Source organism: Pseudoclavibacter sp. RFBG4 (genome assembly GCF_002931515.1).
In the GTDB taxonomy this organism is placed as follows: domain Bacteria; phylum Actinomycetota; class Actinomycetes; order Actinomycetales; family Microbacteriaceae; genus Pseudoclavibacter.
In genome coordinates this window covers 73,291-92,407 of sequence record NZ_PSYC01000007.1, presented here as the reverse complement: position 1 = coordinate 92,407, position 19,117 = coordinate 73,291, and the positions used below count along the sequence as shown (strand labels likewise).

The window sequence follows — 19,117 nt, the reverse complement described above, 5'->3', positions numbered from 1 at the left end:
ACATGGGCATCGAGAACATCACCGGCAAGGCGCAGGAGTTCCTCAAGGACCCGCGAGTCACCGAGGCGCTCAAGAGCGAGAAGGCCGAGGACATCAGCGACAAGATCCTCGACGGCGTCGCGAACGCCGCCCAGAAGGCGACCGGCGACAAGTTCACCGATCAGATCAAGGGCGCACGCGACGCGGCGGACAAGCAGGTCGGCAACCAGTAGCTCGTTGCCGCAGCGCCGCCGCCGCTCGGAGCGGCGGCGCTACTCGCCGACGCGGGGAACGGCGATCGTGCCGGTCTGCGGATGCGTGGTCGGCATCCGGTCGCGCGCGTACGTGATGCTCGAGTACCCGTGCGGCACGGGGTGCCCGTCATCGCCGAGGCTCACGAACACGATCTTCTCGATCGAGAGGATCGTGCGCCGTGTGATCATGTTGCGCACGACGGCGCGCATCGTCATCGACGTGCGACCGAAGTGCGTCGCGACGAGCCCCATCTCGATGAGGTCGCCCTGCTGCGCGGACGCCTCGAAGTTGATCTCCGAAATGTACTTGGTGACGCAGCGGTAGTTGCCGAGCTGGATGATCGCGTAGATCGCGGCCTCTTCGTCGATCCACCGCAGCAGGCTTCCACCGAAGAGGGTGCCGTTCGCGTTCAGGTCCTCCGGTCGCACCCACTTGCGGGTGTGGAAGTTCATGTCTCCCTCGGCGGCGGCGCGCGTCTCGGGGTTGGGGGATGTGGGGGCCATCGTTCCTCCGCTGCTCAGGCCGGACAGTGCACGGCTAGCATATGTCCTGACATTTCACTCAGCCTCGCTGCAGAGGCACCTCGATGAGGACGCGCTCGTGCTCCCGAGAGACGAGCGCGCGCTCCAGCTCGGCACGTGTCTCGACCCGCAGGTAACTCCAGCCGTAGGCCCTCGCGAGCGACTCGAGGTCGACAGCGGTGGGCGTGTACAGCACCCGTGCGTGCGCGGCGGAGGCGGCCGTGCGAGCCACCTCGAGATCGTCGAAGATCGTGCCCCCGCCGTCGTTGCCGACGATGAGCTGCACGCGGGGCGACCACTCGCCACCCTGCCCGACGAGCAGCGAAGAGGCGTCGTGGAGCAAGGTGAGGTCGCCGATGAGCGCACGCGTCACGCCACCCTGGGCTGAGACGGGGCCGGCGAGCTGGCTGCCCACGGCGACGCCGAGCGTCGTCGCGACGGTGCCGTCAATGCCGGCGAGTCCCCGATTCGAGTGCACTCGCACGGGCTTGCCCGGCACGTGGGCATCAAGCACCCTGATGAGGGTGGATGCGCCGAGCACGAGCCGGTCGTGGGGCCAGGTGGCGCTCCAGACGGCCTCGACCAGCATCCGCCTGTCGACCTTCGTGCGGGCGACGGCGAGTTCCTGCCTGGCGAATCGGCTGCGCACGGCCTTGTCGCTCGATCTCGACGCCTCGATGTCGGGCGCTGGCGGCTGCTCCGCCGAGGCCGCGACAATCTCCCGACTCGCGAGCACCCACTCGCGCAGCCAGGAGCGCGACTCGGCCCGGGACTCGGCGTCGCCGGCTGAGACGGGATGCACACGCACGGCCTCGACGTGCGCAGCGACGGCGCGGCCGGGGTTGTAGGGCTCGCCGCCCGTCGAGCCGACGACGACGGCGTGCACTCCCTCGCGGGCGATGAGCTGGGGAATCTCTCGGCTGAGCGTCGGGTGTCCGAACACGAGGACCCGTGTGATGGCATCCCGGAGATCTGGCCGTGGGGAGCTCGCCCCGAGGAGCTGTCGATAGGCGAGCACGAGGTTGCGGCCGTAGCGCGAGCCGCTCGACGCCTCGGCGATGAGCGGCCAGCCGCCGGCGTGGGCGACCTCCTCTGCCACTGCGCCAGCGCCAGCCCCGGCGATGACCAGCGTGCGCTGCCACTCGGCCGCGTCGACGTCGAGGACGTCATCCGCATCGGTGGCCTGGCTGACCTCGGCGACGCGGTCGCCGACGGGAGCTTCGCCCGGGTCGACGCCCTCGGCCCAGGCCTCGAGCGATGGGACGGCGACGCTCAGCGGGTCGCGGAAGGCCAGGTTCAGCTGCAGCGGTCCGGTCGTGGATGCGGCGCGCAGTGCGAGGCGCTCGGCCTCCGCCGACTCCGCGGGTGCCCCCGTCGGCGCATCCATCGCCTCGTGCACGATGTTGGGCCCGAAGATCCCGGGCTGCGTCGTGGCCTGGTTCGCCCCGATGCCGAGCAGCTCCTCCGGCCGGTCTGCGGTGACCGCGACAAGCGGGACTCCGGCGTGGAACGCCTCGAGCATGGCGGGGAGCAGGTTGGCGACGGCGGTTCCCGACGTGGTGATGATGGGTACCGCGCGGGCGGTCTCCGCAGCCAGGCCGAGGGCGAAGAAGCCGGCCGAGCGCTCGTCGATGCGAACGTGCAGGCGAACCGCTCCGACTCGCTCGAGCTCGGCCGCTACGAGGGCGAGCGCCTGTGAGCGGGAACCGGGGCAGACCACAAGATCGGTGACGCCGAGGCGGACGAGCGAACCCAGGAAGTGCAGGCTGAAGTCGACCGCCGGGTTGCCGGTGCGCGGCATGCTCGCCCCGGGTGCGGGCGCACGCGACTCAGCGCCCGCTGTGGGGCGCTGGGAGTTGGAGGCTTCGGTGTGGGCGTGCCGCTCAGGCACGGGGCGACCCGTCGCCCTGAGTCCAGTCGTCTTTGTGCTCGATCGGCTCTTCGTGCTCGCCGGGCTCGTCGTCGCCCGCGGCAGGCTTGTCGTGGCCCTTGCGGGGCTTCTTGCCGCCAGGCTCGGGCTTCGCGGACTTCTCCGACTTCTCACCGGACGACGCCTCGTCGTTCGCGTCCTCGAGGGCCGTCGCGACGCCACCCTCCGAGACCGGGCCAGTTGGGGCCGCGGCCGGGAAGTCGACGTCATCGAGCGCCTGCAGCTCCTCCTCGAGCTTGCGGATGCGCTCATCGCTGTCGGACTCGATGCCGATCGAGCGCAGGAACGTCTCGTCATCGTCCGGGGTGGTCTGCACCGGCTTCGCGGCTACCGCATTGCCGCGGACCTTGCCGAAGAAGAGCCAGAGGAGGGGTCCGACGACGGGGACCAGCAGCACGACGACGACCCAGACGGGCTTCGGGAGTGCGCGCGTGCGCTTTGCGTCCGTCATCGCGCAATCGACCACGGCGAAGATCGTCACCGCGACGACGATGACTGCGGCAGTAATGAGGAGGCGAGACATGGTCCCCCGAGGATACGCGACTTGCCTCCGCCCGAGCTGGTGATGCCTTCGCCCTCCGCGAACCGCGCTCGGTGCGAGCGCCGGGCGCAGACCGGGCGCAGACCGGGCGTTCAGGGAGTCGGTGAGGCGCGCATCCGCCTCGCTCGTAGAATTGCGGGATGAACTCGAAGCGCGCCTGGCTCGTCTACTCCGTCATCAGACTGCTCGCGTTCGCGATCCCGTTCGCGGTTGTCATGCTGGCCCTGCCTGCCTGGCAGTGGAGCTGGCTCGCGGGAGCTCTTGTCGGCGCCATCATCAGCGCCTGCATCTCGGTGATCTTCCTGCGCAGCACCCGCCAGAAGATGGGCGACGACCTGCAGCGCCTCAGCGAGCGCAAGGACGCGCGCACCGCGGACGACAAGCTCGAGGATGCGGCCCTCGACGGCGAAGCGGGTCCCAACTCGACCGCCGCTGCCGAGGCAGACGTCGACGCAGCTCCAGACGCAGACGCGCTGCCAGACGCGCTCACCGCACCCGAGCAGGCGGACGCCTCAGCTCACGCCGACGAGCCGGATGCCCCCGAGAGCACCCGACCGAACGTCAACTAGCGCACGTACCCGCTGAAGACGATGCCGAGGCCGAGCAGCAGGGCGTAGGCCAGCGTCGCGAAGCTCGTCAGCATCAGCGCGAGGATGAGCTCGCGCGGCTTGCGCGCCGTCGACGCGATGAGCACGGCCGGGGCCGCCAGCAGCAGGGCGAAGAAGGTGAAGATCGCGTTGCGGTACGCGATGGCGAAGAGGATCGCCAGGACAAACGGGGCCAGCGTGAAGACACCGAACAGCCATCGCGACACGACCGGACCGACGAGCACTGCGAGCGTGCGCTTGCTCGCGAGGCGGTCCTGCTCGATATCGCGGATGTTGTTGACCATGAGCACCGCGCAGGCGAAGAGGCCGATCGCCGTCGCCATGATCCACACGTTCGCGGAGACGCTCCCGATCTGCACGAACGTCGTGCCAGCGGTCGCCACGAGCCCGAAGAAGACGAAGACGAACACCTCGCCGAGGCCCGCATAGCCGTACGGACGCTTGCCGCCCGTGTAGTACCAGGCGGCGACGATCGCGGCGGCGCCGACGGCGAGCAGCCACCAGTGCCCCGAGGTCACCACCAGGAAGAGGCCGGCGAGGGCACCGAGGCCGAAGAAGATGAACGCGACGAGCCTCACGCGCTTCGGCTCGACCAGGCCGGAGCCGGTGAGCCTGGCCGGCCCGACCCGGAAGGCGTCGGTGCCGCGGATGCCGTCCGAGTAGTCGTTGGCGTAGTTCACGCCGATCTGCAGGCACAGCGCAACGGCAAGGCAGGCGAGGGCACGCACCCAGTGGTACTGGCCGGGCTCGCCGTCGACGATGGCACCAGCGGTGCCGAGCAGCACCGGAGCGATCGCCAGCGGGAGCGTGCGCAGACGCGCACCCGCGATCCAGGCGCGCGCATCCAGCTTGCGCACCTCCCTCGCCTTCGGCCGTGGCCGCTGCGTGGGGTTCGCCTGCTGCTGCTTCCGCTGTCTGTGCTTCTGTTTCTGCGCCACGGAGCGATTCTAGAGGGCGGCGCAGGCCCGCATCCCTGCGACGACGGCTTGCGCACCCCAGAAGCGAGCTCCTCAGCCCGTTCCCCGGTCAGCATCACGATGGCACTATGAGACCACAACCCCCGTCCCGATCGACGTCCGCTCGACAGGAGACCCATGACTGCCCGATCACGCGTGCGCGCGGCCGCCATCAGCGCTGCGGCCGCAGGCATCGTGCTGCTCGCCGCTCCCGGCGCCCTCGCGGCGCCCCTGGGCGATCCGGCGGTGAACGGAGGCACCCAGGCGCGCGCGTACGTCGCACTGGGCGACTCGTACTCCTCAGGGTTCGGGCTCGTGCCGTTCAGCGAGGAGCCCGCCGCCGGCTGCTTCCAGGCGCTCGCGAACTACCCGCACCGCATCGCCGACTCGCTCGGCCTGGCCCTCGACGACCGCACGTGCAGCGGCGCCGTCACCGCCGACATCCGCGACACCGAGCAGGTCACCGCGTCCGGCGCGAGCGCACCGGTGCAGTCGGCGAGCCTCTCAGCAACGACCGAGATCGTCACCCTGTCGATCGGCGGCAACGACCTCGAGTTCTCGGATATCGCCGCCTCCTGCGTCGCCGCGAGCTCCCTCGGCCCCCTCGTCGCCGACCAGACCGTCCCCAACTGCCGATCGCAGTACGTCGTCGACGGAGGCGGCGTCGAGGTCGACGCCCTGAAGGACCGCATCGACTCGCTCATCGCCCCCGCGCTGGCCTCGACGTTCGCCCTCATCGCCGAGAAGGCACCAAACGCCGACATCGTCGTCGTCGGATACCCCGCCATCACACCCGACCCCACGAACACGCCGGTCGGTGGATGCTTCTCCCCCGCCTTCACCTCGACGGGCTACCCGGAGAACTCCTTCCCGTTCACCGACGTCGACACCGCGTACCTGCACGAGACGGAGGTCCACCTCGACGAGGCCATAAAGACGGCGGCCGAGGCCAGCGGCGCCACCTTCATCTCCACATTGAAGACGACGTCCGCCCACTCCGCATGCTCGACCACGGAGCCCTACATGAGCGGCATCACGCTGGAACCCGGCGAGGGAGGGTCGACCACGCCAGGCGCATCTCTCAAGCTCGGCGCGCTCCACCCCAACGAGGCGGGCGTCGCCTACCTGGCGGAGACCGTCGGGGCAGAGCTGCAGGCGCTCCTCGAGCCGGGCACGCCCGAGACGCCCACGCCCACGCCCACGCCGACAGCGACCGCCACCGAGCAGCCGACGAACACGGCTGCGACCACGGCCACGCCGGCAGCACCACTTGTCATCGCCGGCGTGCTGGTCCTCCTCGGAGCCGGCATCGCCACGACGATCATCATCCGGCGCCGCTCGGCCGCAGCCAGACGCCCACCGGAACACGACCCCGAGGCCTGAGCGCACTCCATCACACGTTTCCAACACGTGACATGCCCCTCTCCGACGGGCCCGCCTGGCGTGAGCACACGGTTACGCCTCGGCAATCGCGGCAGCGTCCGCGCGCAACACGCCGCTCCTATCGTCGAACCACAGCCCACCTCCCACTAGGAGCCGCAATGGCAACGACAGTCGGCAACACTGAGATCAGCGCCCCCGTCACCACGCTCCGGCACCGCCCCGGGCGCTGGATCGACAACTGGAACCCAGAGGACCCCGTCTTCTGGGCCGCCGAGGGCAAGGCCATCGCACGCCGCAACCTCCGCTGGTCGATCTACGCGGAGTTCCTCGGCTTCATCATCTGGCAGCTGTGGAGCATCGTCGTCGTGCTGCTGCCTGCATCCGGATTCACCCTCAGCACCAGCGAATCGTTCTGGCTGATCTCGCTGCCCAGCCTGGTCGGCGCGACGCTGCGCTTCCCCTACACCTTCATGGTGGCGCGCTTCGGTGGGCGGAACTGGACGATCATCTCGGCGACGCTGCTGCTCATCCCTGCCACCCTGCTCGGCTTCGTCGTGCAAGACCCGCAGACTCCGTTCTGGGTACTGCTGATCGTCGCTGCCCTCGGCGGCTTCGGCGGCGGCAACTTCGCCAGCTCGATGGCCAACATCACCTACTTCTTCCCGCAGAAGGAGAAGGGCTGGGCGCTCGGCCTCAACGCGGCAGGCGGCAACCTCGGCACCTCCGTCGCGCAGCTCGCCGTCCCGATCGTCGTCTCCATCGGCGCGTCATTCTCGCTCGGCCTCCCCCTTGCCGGGTGGATGTGGATCCCGCTCATCCTCATCTCCATCTGGGGCGCGTGGAAGTACATGGACAACCTCTCTTCCGCGAAAGCCGACTTCGCGGCAGCCGCCGCAGCACTCCGCGAACCACACCTCTGGGTACTCTCCCTGCTCTACATCGGCACCTTCGGCTCGTTCATCGGGTTCGCGAGCGTCTTCCCGAAGCTCATCGCCGACAACTTCCCCGAGTTCTCGTCCTTCCAGATAGGCACCGCCTCGCTCTCCTTCGCGTTCGTCGGGGCGCTCGTCGGCTCGCTGTCGCGCCCGTACGGCGGACGCCTGGCCGACCGCTTCGGCGGGGCGCGCGTGACCATCGCCGCCTTCGCGCTCATGATCATCGGCTCCCTCGCGCTCATGACAACCGTCGACGCCGGTTCCTTCTGGACCTTCATCGGCTGCTTTCTGCTGCTGTTCGTCGCAGCCGGCATCGGCAACGGCTCCACGTACCGGATGATCCCCAACGTCTTCGCCGCCCGCGGCGCCGCCACCGCCGGGGACGCACTCGCCGTGAACACGCAGCGCAAGGGCGCCGCGGCGCTCGGGCTGGTCTCCGCGATCGGCGCCTACGGCGGCTTCGTCATCCCCCAGGTCCTGGCTGCGGCCAAGAACGCGAGCGACTCGTACGTGCCCGCATTCGCCGGCTTCGTCGGCGCCTACGTTGTCCTGCTGCTCCTGACCATCACCATCTACGCCATCCCGCGGGCGACCCTCGCGGGACACAGGATCTGACATGGTCGAACGGATCGTGGTCGTCGGCGCAGGCCCCGTCGGCATCCGCTTCGCCGAGGAGCTCCTGCCCGCCATCGAACGGGGCCTGATCAGCGTGACCGTCGTCGGCGCGGAGCCGACGGAGCCCTACAACCGGGTGCTGGTCGCCGAATACGCGGTCGGGGAGATCGACGCCGACGGGCTCGAACTCGCGTCCACCGACGAGCTCCGCAGCGCGGGCGTCGACCTGCGGCTCGGCGCCCGCGCCGAGCGCATCGACCGACATTCTGCCGCCGTCGTGCTCGATGACGGCAGCGCACTCGAGTACGACCGCCTCGTGCTCGCGACGGGTGCGCGGTCCGTGGTCCCTCGACTGGACGGGCTCGAGGAGCTCGGGGTCGATTCCAGCGGGCTCGACGCCCGGCTCACGTCGGGCGTCTGCGTGCTCCGAAGCCTCGAGGATGCCGCCAACGTGCGCTCCGTCGTCGAGGCGGGAGGACGGGTCGTGGTGCTCGGGGCCGGAGTGCTCGGCATCGAGCTCGCCATGCTGCTCGTCGAGGCCGGCTCCCCGGCGACCGTCGCACACTTCGGCCCCATCCCCATGCCACGGCAGCTCGACCGCGGGGCGGCCTGGGTCCTCGGCGCTGCCCTGTCCACCGCAGGGGTGACCGTCGTCCCGCACACTCGCGCCGAGGCCGTCATCGCACGCGCCGACGACAACGGCGTGCGTCGCTTCCGCGCCCTCGTCAGCGCTGACGCCAGGCAGATCGAGGGCGACCTGCTTGTACTCTCCTGCGGCACCCGCGCGCGCACCGAACTCGCAGAGGCCGCCGGGCTGCGCACCGGCCGGGGCGTGCTCGTGGACGCCGGGCTGCGCAGCTGGACCGACCCGCGTATCCACGCCATCGGCGACTGCGCCCACATCGCCGACCCGGAACAGTACCTGCGCGAACGCGACATCCCCGGCGGCCCCAACGGCCTCGTGGCTCCGGGCTGGCGGCAGGCCGAGTGGCTCGCCGCCGCCATCATCGACGAGCTCGACGGAGCCGCACCGCAGCCCTTCGCCGACGAGCAGCCGGGAGTCGTCGCGCTCAAAGCCGAGCGCGTCGACCTCGTCTCCGCCGGCGACGTCTCCGTCGAGCAGTTCGCCCCCGTCCCAGCAGACGAAGCCGCGCCAGGCGTCGCGGTGTGGTCTGATCCGGAGCACGGGAGCTACGTCAAGATGGTGACGCGGGACGGGATCCTCAGCGGCTTCGTCTGCGTCGGACTGCCGCGCACCGGCGCGGAGCTCGGCGTGCTCTACCTCCGCCGCGGCGAGCTGCCCGCCGACCGCTCGCTGCTGCTGCGCCTCGACAGCGCCGACGAGCCAGCCGCTCAGGCCACCGGACGCGAGGCCACCGTGTGCATCTGCAACGCCGTCTCCGTCGGAGCCGTGGAAGACGCCATCACCGGCGGCTGCGAGTCCGTGGCTGAGGTCGGCCGCTGCACGAGAGCCGGCACCGGATGCGGTGGCTGCCGGGCCCGCATCGCAGAGATGCTGAACGCAGCGGCAGGGGTGCCAGCGTGACCGCCACCCACTGCCCGTACTGCGCGCTCCAGTGCGCCATGACCCTCACCCTGACTCCCACGGGGCGGCTGCCCGTCGAGGTCCAGGGCCGCGACTTCCCCACCAACCGCGGCGGCCTCTGCAAGAAGGGCTGGACCTCCGCCGAGCTGCTCGCCGACACCGGACGGCTGACCACGCCGCTCATGCGCGGAGACGACGGCGAATTGCATCCCATCGCCTGGGACACCGCCCTCGACCTCATCGCCGGCCGGCTCCGGGCGATCGCGGCCGAAGACGGGCAGGATGCGATCGGGGTGTTCGGCGGCGGAGGCCTCACCAACGAGAAGGCGTATCAGCTCGGCAAATTCGCCCGCATCGCCCTGCGCACCTCCCGCATCGACTACAACGGACGCTTCTGCATGTCCTCCGCCGCGGCCGCCGCGAACCGTGCCTTCGGCATCGACCGCGGGCTGCCCTTCCCGCTCAGCGACCTCGACACCGCTGAGACGATCCTGCTTTTGGGCTCGAACGTCGCCGACACGATGCCGCCCTTCGTCTCGCACCTCCAGGGAGCCCGCGCCCGCGGCGGCCTGCTGGTCGTCGACCCCCGCCGCAGCTCGACAGCTCGGCTCTGCGACGACGGCGGCGGCATCCACCTGCAGGCAGTTCCCGGCAGCGACCTCCCCCTGATCCTGAGCCTCACGCACGTCGTCCTCGCCGAGCGTCTCTACGACGCCGACTTCGTGGAGCAGCGCACGGCGGGACTCGGCGACATCCGACGCTCAGTCGCTTCCTGGTGGCCAGAGCACGCCGAGACCGTCACGGGAGTGCCCGCGAACCGGATCCGCGAAGTCGCGAGAGCACTCGCCGCCTCCCGGTCCGCGTACATCCTCACCGGACGCGGCGTCGAACAGCACGTCGACGGCACCGACACAGCGGGCGCCGCGATCAACCTCGCGCTGCTGCTGGGGCTGCCCGGCACTCCCGGCTCCGGCTACGGGACGCTCACCGGCCAAGGCAACGGCCAGGGCGGGCGGGAGCACGGGCAGAAGTCAGACCAGCTGCCCGGCTACCGCAAGATCACCGACCCGGATGCACGGGCAGCCGTCGCCAAGGTCTGGGGCGTCGACCCCGACATCATCCCCGGTCCGGGCGTGCCCGCGGTCGAGCTGCTGCAGAGCGCCGGAATGCCGGGCGGCGTCCGGGCGCTCCTGGTGCACGGATCGAACGTCGTCGTCTCCGCGCCCAGAGTCGACACGGTCCGCGCCGCGCTCGCCAGGCTCGACCTCCTCATCGTCTCCGACTTCTTCCTCTCCGAGACCGCCCGAATCGCCGACTTCGTCCTGCCCGTCCTCCAGTGGGCGGAGGAAGAGGGCACCATGACCAACCTGGAAGGTCGAGTGCTGCGCCGCCGCCGCGCACTCGCCGGCCCGGACGGCGCACGCAGCGAGCTGTGGCTCTTCGCCGAGCTCGCCAGACGCCTGGACGCCCCCGGCTTGTGGAGCCTCGACCCCGCCGAGGTCTTCGACGAGCTCGCCAGGGCATCCGCAGGCGGCCTCGCCGACTACTCCGGGCTCAGCCACGCGCTGCTCGACACCGGCATCGAAGCGCACTGGCCGTTCCCAACCGGTTCCGCGGGCACGCCGCGGCTCTTCACGGACCGCTTCGCTCACCCCGACGGGAGGGCGCGCATGGTCGCCGTCCGCGTTCGAGCCCGAAAGAAGGCGCGAGGCGAGGAGCTCAACCTCATCACCGGGCGACTCCTCGAGCAGTACCAGAGCGGGACGCAGACCCGACGAATCGACGAGCTCACGGCGACGAGGCCAACCCTCGTCGCACAGCTGCACCCCGTCACAGCACGCGATCGAGCACTCCACGACGGCGACCGCGTCCGCATCTCGAACGAGAACGGCACCATCTACGCGCGTGCCGAACTCGACGCCGGCATCCGCCCCGACACGGTGTTCCTGCCGTTCCACTACCCGGATGCTGGCAGCGCCAACCTGCTGACCAGCGGGGCCACTGATCCGCACTCCGCGATGCCGGAGTTCAAGCACGCGGTCGTGCAGGTCAGCGCCTCCTGAGGGTCACGGCGCGGCGGCCTTCGCCAGCACCGCCCTCCACGGCGTGGCTGTGGCTATGCGAGCTCGGCGACGAGTCGCTCGAGCGACCGACGATCGGGCTTTCCGCTCTGCAGCTGCGGCAGGTGGTCGACGACGAGCAGCTTCGAGGGGCGAGCCGCGCGCCCGACGGGTGCCACCGCGGCCCGGACGGCCAGCCACCGCTCATCGCCGGACAGCTCGCGCGCATCCAGCAATCGCGCGGCCACCGGGGCCTCGGCACCAGGCGCGCCCCACGCGCTGGCCTCCACGACAAGCGCCGGCACCTGCCCCCACTCCTCAGACGCCGCCGCGACGACAACCGCGCCCTCGAGCCCCGGCAGCCGCCTGACGATGCCCTCGACCCTGTCGAGCAGCACCTTCTCGCCGCCTGAGACGATGACGTTGTCGAGGCGACCGGTCACCACGAGCCGCTCTCGCCCCGTGGTCTCATCGCGCTCGAGGCGTCCGCCGTCGCTCGTTCGATACCAGCGCTCGCCGTCATCTTCGACGAAGGCCTCCGCCGTGCGGCGCGGGTCGCCAAGGTAGCCGGCCGCGAGAACGGGACCAGCCAGCTGCACCTCCCCGTCCCGGACGCGGATCCGCACCCCGTCGAGCGGCTCGCCGTTGTAGACGCTGCCGCCGCTCGTCTCGCTCGAGCCGTAGCTCGTCGCGAGGTTCCAGCCGAGGGCAGCCGCCCGCTCGCGGAGCGAAGGCGGCAGCGACTGCCCGCCCACGAGAATGGCGTCGAAGCGAGCAACCACGTCCGCGACCGCAGGAGACCCATCCAGCAGGCGCGCCAGCTGAGCAGGCACCAACGAGACGTAGCGCCGGTCGGCGGTGAGCTCCTCGGCGGCGCGCGCGAACCCGTCAGCCGTGAAATGCCCATCGCCCAGCACGACGGGCTCCGTGCCGGCCAGGATCGACCGCATGAGCACCTGGGCGCCCGCGACGTATGACGCCGGCAACGTCAGCAGCCACTGGCGAGTGGGCTCAGCTGCGCGCGCCCTTCCGAATAGCAGGTCGAAGCGCGCGTACGTCGCCGCAGCGGATGCGCGCAGCGCGTCACCGGTGAGCATCACGCGCTTGGGCTCCGCCGTCGACCCGCTCGTCTCGATCACCAGCACGACGCCCTCCGGCACGACGCCGAGCACCTCACCGGCCAGACCGCACTCACCCGACGCCAACGCGTCTGCCGCCGGCTGCGTGGGCAGGACGGCAGGTCCTGCACCGCTCAGCGCGCTCCGGAGCGCGGCCGTGACCGCGGATGCGTCACGAGCATCCACGCGGACCAGCGGACGCGCGCCGCCGCCCCCGAGCTCAACGCCCACGCCGAAGCCCCCGCTCCAACGAGACGCCATCGGTCCGCGACGTCAGAACTGCCACGGGAACGGCGACCAGTCCGGTTCGCGCTTCTCGAGGAACGAATCCCGCCCCTCGACAGCCTCATCCGTGCCGTACGCCAGGCGGGTCGCCTCGCCGGCGAACACCTGCTGCCCGACAAGCCCGTCGTCGACCGCGTTGAAGGCGAACTTCAGCATGCGGATCGCCGTGGGCGACTTCGTCAGGATCGTCTCCGCCATGCGAACGGCCTCGACCTCGAGCTCCGCGTGCGGCACGACCCGGTTGACGGTGCCCATCTCCATGGCGCGCTCCGCCGAGTACTCCTCGGCGAGGAAGAACACCTCGCGCGCGAACTTCTGCCCGACCTGCTTCGCGAAGTACGCAGAGCCGTAGCCGGCGTCGAACGACCCGACATCCGCGTCCGTCTGCTTGAACTTCGCATGCTCACGCGACGCGATCGACAGGTCGCACACCACGTGCAGCGAATGCCCGCCCCCAGCTGCCCACCCGGGAACAACCGCGATGACCACCTTCGGCATGAAGCGGATGAGCCGCTGCACCTCGAGGATGTGCAGCCGCCCGTTGCGGGCCGAGTCGATGGTGTCGCGCGTCTCCCCGTCGGCGTACTTGTAGCCGTCACGACCCCGGATGCGCTGGTCGCCGCCCGAGCAGAACGCCCACCCGCCGTCCTTCGGGCTCGGACCGTTGCCCGTGAGCAGCACCACGCCGATGCGCGGGTTCATCCGCGCATCGTCGAGGGCACGCGCGAGCTCGTCGACCGTCTGCGGGCGGAACGCGTTGCGCACCTCCGGCCGGTTGAAGGCGACGCGGGCGATGCGGCCCGTCAGATCCTGGTGGTAGGTGAGGTCGGTGAGCTCCTCGAAGCCCGGGACGGTGCGCCAGCGCTCGGCGTCGAAGAGTTCGGAGACGAAGGCAGTCATGCCATAACGCTATCCGACGAGCGGGCAGGGTCCTGCGGGGCGTGGACCCGCGGAGTCAGGGCCTCGAGTGTGGCGCCGCTACCAGAGGGGCGGCGCGACGGGGAGGGTGCCGCCGTTCGCCATCAGCTGGATGATCGTGTTGCCGACCAGCCACGCAGGGGGTGCGCCGAACGGCAGTCCGAGGATGATCGCGAAGATCGCCGCACCCCTGGCGCTGTTGAAGATGATTCCCCAGAGGGCCATCGCGATCGTCAGGAAGCCCGCGATGCCGGCCGTGAGCAGCCACATCTCGATCTCGAACTTGCGGTCGATACCGAACAGGTTCGAGGCGTAGAAGAAGACGAAGACGTCGGCGAGCACCGTGATGAGCACCCCGAGGAGCGCCCAGTGGCCGGCCGACCAGCGGCGCGGGTTGAAGGCGATCTCGTACCAGGTGCGCTGCACGAGCGAGCCGTGCCGGTACTGCGGCTTCCCGTACCCGAGCCTGCCGCTGCCGCCCGTCGAGGCGACCCGTTGGGGGCGGTGCCCTCCGGAGCCGGAGCTGACGAGGGCATCGCCGAAGTCCTCGTCAGCCGGCGGAGGGCTGAAGCGAGGTGCGGGGCTGGAGAGGTTCGTAGACATAGGAGTTTGCGTCCGGCATGACCGATCGATGCCTCAGCCTAGCGCGATCCGCGCCGAACGTCCCCAGCCGGAGAGACCTTCCCGGGACCGCGCGAGACAATGGCGGCATGCAGCTGCCCGAGATCGACGAGCTCCTCGACCGCACGCACATCGTGACGCTTCCCCTCGTGACCCGGTTCCGAGGGGTGGATGCACGCGAGGTGGCGATCATCCGCGGCACCGTCGCGTGGAGCGAGTTCTCGCCGTTCCTCGAGTACGTCGACGCGGAAGCCGCGAACTGGCTGCGCGCTGCGATCGAGTTCGGCTTCGATGAGACCCTCGAGCGTCACACGGAGGGCGAGATCTGGGTCAACGCGACCGTGCCCGCCGTCGGGGAGGCCGCGCTCGACGGCGTGCTCGCGCGCTTCGACGGCTGCCGAACGGCCAAGATCAAGGTCGCCGAGCGAGGGCAGACGCTCGCCGACGACATCGCCCGGGTGGCCGGCGTGCGCGAACGCCTCGGCGCGGATGCGCGGCTGCGCGTCGACGCGAACGGCGGCTGGTCCGTCGACGAGGCCATCACGGCGCTCCGGGCGCTTGGCCGCTTCGGCCTGGAGTACGCGGAGCAGCCGTGCGCGACGACGGCCGAGCTCGGCGAGCTCAGGGGCCGCCTGCGGGACGCGGGCATCGAGGTGCCCATCGCCGCCGACGAGTCCATCAGGAAGGCCGATGACCCGCTGGAGGTCGCGCGCCTCGGCGCGGCTGACGTGGTCGTCGTCAAGATGCAGCCCCTCGGCGGGATCAGGCGCGCAGTCGACATCGTCGCGTCGGCTGGGCTTCCCGCGACCGTGTCGAGCGCCCTCGACTCCTCGGTCGGCATCGCGATGGGAGCACAGCTCGCCGCAGCCCTGTCAGCGCCGCGCCACGACGCGGGCCTCGGAACGGCGTCGCTGCTCGCGGAGGACGTCGTGATCGCACCACTCCGCCCGCGCGCCGGGCGCATCCCGCTCGCCCCCGTCACGGTCGACGAAGCCGCACTCGAGCGGCTCGCGTCGCCCGCCGAACGCCAGGACTGGTGGAGGGAGCGCCTCCGCCGCTGCCACGCCCTCCTCGCCGGAGGGTCTGCTCAGATCCCCGAGTAGGCGTGCAGTCCCTTGAAGAACACGTTGACGACGCCGAAGTTGAACATGACCGTCGCGAAGCCCGCGATGGCAAGCCACGCCGACGGCGTTCCGCGCCAGCCACGCGTGGCACGAGCGTGGATGTATCCCGCGTAGACCACCCAGATGATGAAGGTCCACACTTCCTTGGTGTCCCAGCCCCAGTAACGACCCCAGGCCCGCTCAGCCCAGACGGCTCCCGCCATGAGGGTGAAGGTCCAGAGGATGAAGCCGATGATGTTGATGCGGTAGGAGAGGTTCTCGAGGCGCACCGCGTCTGGCAGCGCAGAGAGGAGCTTGAGCTTCGTGGGCAGACCGGCACGCACGCGCGCAACTCGACGAGTCTGCAGGAGCTGCGCGGCACTGAGACCCGCGCCGATCGCGAGGCAGCCGGTCGCGAGCGACGCGACGAACACGTGGATGACGAGCCACACCGATTGCAGGGCGGGGGCAAGCGGCACGACATCGACGTAGAAGCCGAGCGTGGCGATGCCAAGCGTGATGACGGTGAACCCAGTGATGAAGGTGCCGAGGAAGCGCACGTCGGCCCAGAAGCGGGCGACGAGGAAGACGAGCACGATGAGGAGCGTCGAGGTCATCGAGAACTCGAACATGTTCGACCACGGCACCCGGTCTGCGGCGATGCCGCGAAGGGTGGTCGCCGCGAGATGCACGACGAACGCGGCGATGGTCAGCCACATCGCGATGCGCAGCGACGGCGTCGCGCGGGTGTCGCGCCAGGCGTCGCCCGACTCGGTGCGGGTGGATGCGAGAGACACCGAGCTCGCGGGGTCTTCCGTCGTGTAGCTGGCCGGCTCGGACACGTCGCGGTCTGCCGCGACGCCGTCGTGCGCCGCTGCTCCTGCCGGGGCTGCCGCGCCGACGAGCGTGTTGCGGCGCGCGGCGGTCGCTCCGACCGCCGACTGCCGTTCGGAGCGCTCGGCTGCGCGTGCGCTGCGACCGGCCAGGTCCATGGCGAACGCGATGAACGCGATCGAGTACACCGCCATCGCGACGTAGAGGAGCAGGTTCGACCAGCTGGACAGCGTTTCGATCATGGAGCTTCCTGAGTGGGAGAAGAGGCGAGCGCCGCGCCTTGGCTGCCGGCGCCAGATGGTGAGCTTTGGGTGGCCTCGGGGCCTTGAAGTGCCCCGGCGGCGCGGGCCGGCGACGCAGGTTCCGCTAAGCCTACGATCTTTCTCGTGTGGGCGTCGAGGAGATCGTTGACCGAGGCGGCCAGCTGCGGATCGTCTCCACGTGCGAGGCCCGCGTACTCGACGAGCACCGTGCCGTCGGAGCGGGTCGTGGCCTTCACCCAGAGGCGGCGTCGCGGCACGAGCAGTGACGTGAAGAGCCCGCCGATGATCAGGATCGCGAAGATGAGCACCGGTATCTGCGTCGGGTCCTCGTGCACGTCGAAGGAGGCGTAACGGGGAACCTCGCCGAGCTCGATCGTGCCGAGGCCGTTCGGCAGCTCGGCGGTCTCCCCCGGCCGGAGCTCGATGGGCTTGAAGTCGAGGTCGCGCGCCGCGATGGGCGTGAGCGTGTCCGTGTCGAGCGTGTACACGGACCTCGGGACCCCATCGTCGAGACCCAGGTCACCCGAGTAGACGTTCAGGGTCAGCATCGGGTCGCGGAGGTCGGGATGATTCGAGGTGAGCGCGCCCGACTCGAGTTCGACCGCTGAGGGGTAGAAGAAGCCGAGCATGCCGATCTGCTCGTCGAGCCCATCCGGGACCTTCACGACACCCATGGAGGTCAGGAAGGCGTCCTGCGGGAGGAACGGGACGAAGTCGGAGAAGACCTCGTTGCCGTCCGGGTCGCGCACCGTGATCTCGGGGGCGTAGCCGTTGCCGAGGAGGTAGCTGTCGGTGCCGGCGAAGCGAAGCGGGTCGTTGACGCGCACCGTCTCGGTCTTCGGCTCGCCGCCCGGAGTATTGACGGTGACGTTCGCCGCGTAGTCGGTGGCCTGCCCGATGGCGTTCTGGTTCTCCTCCTCGTACGTGATGTCGAAGGAGTCGAGGCGCATCGAGAACGGCGCGAGCACGTCTGGCGTGAAGAATCGTCCCGGGTTGAACGACGAGTAGCTGACGAGGCCGTTCACGAACGTCTGGCCTTCGACGAGCACACGCTGCCCGGACCAGGTGAAGCCGCCGCCGATGCCGACGGCCACGATGATGCCGACCATGGCCGAGTGGAAGACCAGGTTGCCCGTCTCCCGCAGGTAGCCGCGCTCCGCGGACACGGAGATTCCGCGCTTGCCGTCATCGAAGATGACGGTGCGGTACTTCTTGTCGCGCAGCAGCTTGGCGGCCTCGTCGATGACGGCGCCGCGCTTCGGGTCGAGCGACGAGTCGAGGACCTGCGTGGAGTAGGCGTCGAGCCGCGAGAGGCGCGCTGGAGTCTTCGGCGGCTTCGAGCGCAGCGCATCCCAGTGGTGCTTGATGCGCGGGATGATGCAGCCGATGAGCGAGACGAAGAGCAGCAGGTAGATCGCCGTGAACCACGGGGAGCTGTAGACGTCGAACATGCCGATGTCGTCGAGGAACGGGGCGATGTCCGGGTACGTGTCCTGGTAGACGATGACCCCGTTGGGGTCGCTCGAGCGCTGCGGCACCAGCGAGCCGGGTACGGCGGCGATGGCGAGCAGCAGCAGGAGGAGCAGCGCGGTGCGCATGCTCGTGAGCTGACGCCAGGCCGTGCGGAGCCAGGCGACGAGCGCAGATGCGCGGCCGGGCTTCTTGATGTCGCCCGGCTTGTTCGGCATGCTCGCGCGCGCGGCGCCCGATGCGGTCTTCTTCGGTTCGCGGTCGCGGGCCTCGAAGCCGTCTTTTCCCGCGTCGAAGTGGTCAGAGGGCCGGGACATAGCCGCCGATCGTCGCCGCGAACGCGGACATGAAGTGCTGCCAGACGCCGATCACCATGAGGAATCCGATGAGGATGAGGATGCCGCCGCCGACGAGGTTGATGGTGCGGATGTGCTTCCGCACCCAGTTGATGCCCGTCGTCACGCGGCCGATGCCGAGCGCCACGAGGACGAACGGGAGGCCGAGCCCGATGCAGTAGAAGAACGCGAGGAGCGCTCCCCGGCCGGGGTCAGCGAGGGTGTAGCTGAGAGCCTGGATCGTGGCGAGCGTCGGCCCGACACACGGGAGCCAACCAACGCCGAAGATGACGCCGAGCAGCGGCGCACCAAGGAGTCCGGCGGGCGCGAAGCGCATACGCGCGCTTCGCTGCAGGAACGAAACCTGGCCGATGAAGACGACACCCATGAGCACGACGATGACGCCGAGGATCGGAGTGACGATATCGCCATAGCGAAGGAACCACTTGCCGAGGAACCCCGACGCGACACCGAAGAGCACGTAGATGACAGAGAAGCCGAGCACGAACAGCGTCGCGCCGAACGCGACTCGGCCGCGTCCGGCCGTGAGTCGGGCGAGCAGGCCCCGCTTCGCTTCGGGCTGGTCTGCGGGTCGCGATGCGGGCGAGGAGGACTCGGCTGCGGCGGCGGGACCCGAGGCCGCTCCGACGCTCTGGCGAGCGGGAACCTTGGCCGGCGCATCCTGAGCCACTGCGCCGACGAGCCCGAGGTAGCCGGGCACGACGGGCAGCACGCACGGGGAGGCGAAGGAGACGAGGCCGGCCAGGACGGCGAGCGGGATCGCGAGGAGGAGCTGGCCGCTCACGATCGTCTCGCCAACCGCGCTGCCGGGGGCGATCGC

17 protein-coding genes are annotated in these 19,117 nt (G+C 70.1%); 7 read left to right on the top strand and 10 right to left on the bottom strand.

What is annotated here, in order from left to right; translation table 11 throughout:
• The first annotated feature begins 2 nt into the window (after positions 1–2).
• A complete protein-coding gene (locus C5E10_RS02125) occupies positions 3–212 on the top strand; it encodes an Rv0909 family putative TA system antitoxin (protein ID WP_104243421.1) in 210 nt (69 codons plus the stop codon).
• A 39-nt stretch (positions 213–251) separates the two neighbouring features.
• Here the strand turns inward: C5E10_RS02125 and C5E10_RS02120 are convergent, their stop codons facing one another.
• The 3 genes from C5E10_RS02120 to C5E10_RS02110 are packed head-to-tail and all read right to left on the bottom strand — an operon-like array spanning position 252 to position 3,208.
• Positions 252–737, bottom strand: coding sequence for an acyl-CoA thioesterase (locus tag C5E10_RS02120; RefSeq protein WP_104243423.1), 486 nt, complete (start codon positions 735–737; stop codon positions 252–254).
• Between the two features lie 58 nt (positions 738–795).
• Positions 796–2,646: a 2-succinyl-5-enolpyruvyl-6-hydroxy-3-cyclohexene-1-carboxylic-acid synthase gene (gene menD / locus C5E10_RS02115; RefSeq protein WP_308471700.1), complete on the bottom strand. Its 1,851-nt coding sequence runs from the start codon at positions 2,644–2,646 to the stop codon at positions 796–798.
• On the bottom strand, positions 2,639–3,208 hold the full coding sequence (locus C5E10_RS02110; protein WP_104330225.1) for a PLDc N-terminal domain-containing protein: 570 nt from the start codon (positions 3,206–3,208) through the stop codon (positions 2,639–2,641). Before C5E10_RS02110 ends, menD begins: the two co-directional genes overlap by 8 nt.
• Before the next feature lie 158 nt (positions 3,209–3,366).
• Between C5E10_RS02110 and C5E10_RS02105 the strand changes: the two genes are divergently transcribed.
• The gene (locus C5E10_RS02105) at positions 3,367–3,795 is read left to right on the top strand and encodes a DUF4229 domain-containing protein (RefSeq protein ID WP_104330224.1); all 429 of its coding nucleotides are present in this window, start codon (positions 3,367–3,369) and stop codon (positions 3,793–3,795) included.
• Here C5E10_RS02105 and C5E10_RS02100 read toward each other — a convergent pair.
• Entirely contained in the window at positions 3,792–4,772 is a 981-nt protein-coding gene (locus C5E10_RS02100; RefSeq protein WP_104330223.1) for a 1,4-dihydroxy-2-naphthoate polyprenyltransferase, read from the bottom strand. The two genes, C5E10_RS02105 and C5E10_RS02100, sit on opposite strands and share 4 nt — an antisense overlap.
• 156 nt (positions 4,773–4,928) lie before the next feature.
• On the opposite strand from C5E10_RS02100, the gene C5E10_RS02095 reads away from it, so the two are divergent.
• The 4 genes from C5E10_RS02095 (at position 4,929) to C5E10_RS02080 (ending at position 11,332) form a co-directional block, all read left to right on the top strand.
• The gene (locus C5E10_RS02095; protein ID WP_104330222.1) at positions 4,929–6,173 is read left to right on the top strand and encodes an SGNH/GDSL hydrolase family protein; all 1,245 of its coding nucleotides are present in this window, start codon (positions 4,929–4,931) and stop codon (positions 6,171–6,173) included.
• A gap of 158 nt (positions 6,174–6,331) precedes the next feature.
• Positions 6,332–7,723: an MFS transporter gene (locus C5E10_RS02090; RefSeq protein WP_104330221.1), complete on the top strand. Its 1,392-nt coding sequence runs from the start codon at positions 6,332–6,334 to the stop codon at positions 7,721–7,723.
• 1 nt (position 7,724) lies between these two features.
• Positions 7,725–9,269, top strand: a complete 1,545-nt coding sequence (locus tag C5E10_RS02085) for an FAD-dependent oxidoreductase (protein WP_104330220.1) — start codon at positions 7,725–7,727, stop codon at positions 9,267–9,269.
• A gap of 38 nt (positions 9,270–9,307) precedes the next feature.
• Complete coding sequence (locus C5E10_RS02080) at positions 9,308–11,332, top strand: molybdopterin oxidoreductase family protein (protein WP_258070963.1); 2,025 nt, start codon at positions 9,308–9,310, stop codon at positions 11,330–11,332.
• Positions 11,333–11,385: 53 nt separating this feature from the next.
• Here the strand turns inward: C5E10_RS02080 and C5E10_RS02075 are convergent, their stop codons facing one another.
• The 3 genes from C5E10_RS02075 to C5E10_RS02065 all read right to left on the bottom strand — a co-directional run bounded on the left by C5E10_RS02075 (position 11,386) and on the right by C5E10_RS02065 (position 14,253).
• Positions 11,386–12,678, bottom strand: a complete 1,293-nt coding sequence (locus C5E10_RS02075) for an AMP-binding protein (protein ID WP_258070961.1) — start codon at positions 12,676–12,678, stop codon at positions 11,386–11,388.
• A 42-nt stretch (positions 12,679–12,720) separates the two neighbouring features.
• Complete coding sequence (locus tag C5E10_RS02070; protein WP_104243435.1) at positions 12,721–13,632, bottom strand: 1,4-dihydroxy-2-naphthoyl-CoA synthase; 912 nt, start codon at positions 13,630–13,632, stop codon at positions 12,721–12,723.
• Between the two features lie 78 nt (positions 13,633–13,710).
• On the bottom strand, positions 13,711–14,253 hold the full coding sequence (locus C5E10_RS02065) for a hypothetical protein (protein ID WP_104300482.1): 543 nt from the start codon (positions 14,251–14,253) through the stop codon (positions 13,711–13,713).
• A 107-nt stretch (positions 14,254–14,360) separates the two neighbouring features.
• Here C5E10_RS02065 and C5E10_RS02060 point away from each other — a divergent pair, with 107 nt between their 5' ends.
• On the top strand, positions 14,361–15,374 hold the full coding sequence (locus tag C5E10_RS02060) for an o-succinylbenzoate synthase (RefSeq protein ID WP_104330217.1): 1,014 nt from the start codon (positions 14,361–14,363) through the stop codon (positions 15,372–15,374).
• On the opposite strand, the gene ccsB is transcribed toward C5E10_RS02060, so the two are convergent.
• Genes ccsB through C5E10_RS02045 form a run of 3 tightly spaced genes read right to left on the bottom strand, consistent with a single transcriptional unit; the run spans position 15,359 to position 19,114 of the window.
• Positions 15,359–16,450: a c-type cytochrome biogenesis protein CcsB gene (gene ccsB / locus C5E10_RS02055; RefSeq protein WP_104330216.1), complete on the bottom strand. Its 1,092-nt coding sequence runs from the start codon at positions 16,448–16,450 to the stop codon at positions 15,359–15,361. The genes C5E10_RS02060 and ccsB overlap by 16 nt on opposite strands.
• The gene (locus C5E10_RS02050) at positions 16,447–18,258 is read right to left on the bottom strand and encodes a cytochrome c biogenesis protein ResB (RefSeq protein WP_104330215.1); all 1,812 of its coding nucleotides are present in this window, start codon (positions 18,256–18,258) and stop codon (positions 16,447–16,449) included. The genes ccsB and C5E10_RS02050 overlap by 4 nt, the downstream gene beginning before the upstream one ends.
• A complete protein-coding gene (locus C5E10_RS02045) occupies positions 18,242–19,114 on the bottom strand; it encodes a cytochrome c biogenesis protein CcdA (protein WP_181062598.1) in 873 nt (290 codons plus the stop codon). Before C5E10_RS02045 ends, C5E10_RS02050 begins: the two co-directional genes overlap by 17 nt.
• Positions 19,115–19,117 lie beyond the last annotated feature (3 nt).

What these genes read in the sequence shown, in the direction of transcription:
- C5E10_RS02105 (WP_104330224.1), top strand. Translation starts at nt 3,367, where the DNA reads ATGAACTCGAAGCGCGCCTGGCTCGTCTACTCCGTCATCAGACTGCTC.
- ccsB (WP_104330216.1), bottom strand. Translation starts at nt 16,450, where the DNA reads ATGATCGAAACGCTGTCCAGCTGGTCGAACCTGCTCCTCTACGTCGCG.
- C5E10_RS02120 (WP_104243423.1), bottom strand. Translation starts at nt 737, where the DNA reads ATGGCCCCCACATCCCCCAACCCCGAGACGCGCGCCGCCGCCGAGGGA.
- C5E10_RS02050 (WP_104330215.1), bottom strand. Translation starts at nt 18,258, where the DNA reads ATGTCCCGGCCCTCTGACCACTTCGACGCGGGAAAAGACGGCTTCGAG.
- C5E10_RS02060 (WP_104330217.1), top strand. Translation starts at nt 14,361, where the DNA reads ATGCAGCTGCCCGAGATCGACGAGCTCCTCGACCGCACGCACATCGTG.
- C5E10_RS02095 (WP_104330222.1), top strand. Translation starts at nt 4,929, where the DNA reads ATGACTGCCCGATCACGCGTGCGCGCGGCCGCCATCAGCGCTGCGGCC.
- C5E10_RS02085 (WP_104330220.1), top strand. Translation starts at nt 7,725, where the DNA reads ATGGTCGAACGGATCGTGGTCGTCGGCGCAGGCCCCGTCGGCATCCGC.
- C5E10_RS02065 (WP_104300482.1), bottom strand. Translation starts at nt 14,253, where the DNA reads ATGTCTACGAACCTCTCCAGCCCCGCACCTCGCTTCAGCCCTCCGCCG.
- C5E10_RS02080 (WP_258070963.1), top strand. Translation starts at nt 9,308, where the DNA reads ATGACCCTCACCCTGACTCCCACGGGGCGGCTGCCCGTCGAGGTCCAG.
- C5E10_RS02070 (WP_104243435.1), bottom strand. Translation starts at nt 13,632, where the DNA reads ATGACTGCCTTCGTCTCCGAACTCTTCGACGCCGAGCGCTGGCGCACC.
- C5E10_RS02090 (WP_104330221.1), top strand. Translation starts at nt 6,332, where the DNA reads ATGGCAACGACAGTCGGCAACACTGAGATCAGCGCCCCCGTCACCACG.
- C5E10_RS02125 (WP_104243421.1), top strand. Translation starts at nt 3, where the DNA reads ATGGGCATCGAGAACATCACCGGCAAGGCGCAGGAGTTCCTCAAGGAC.
- C5E10_RS02110 (WP_104330225.1), bottom strand. Translation starts at nt 3,208, where the DNA reads ATGTCTCGCCTCCTCATTACTGCCGCAGTCATCGTCGTCGCGGTGACG.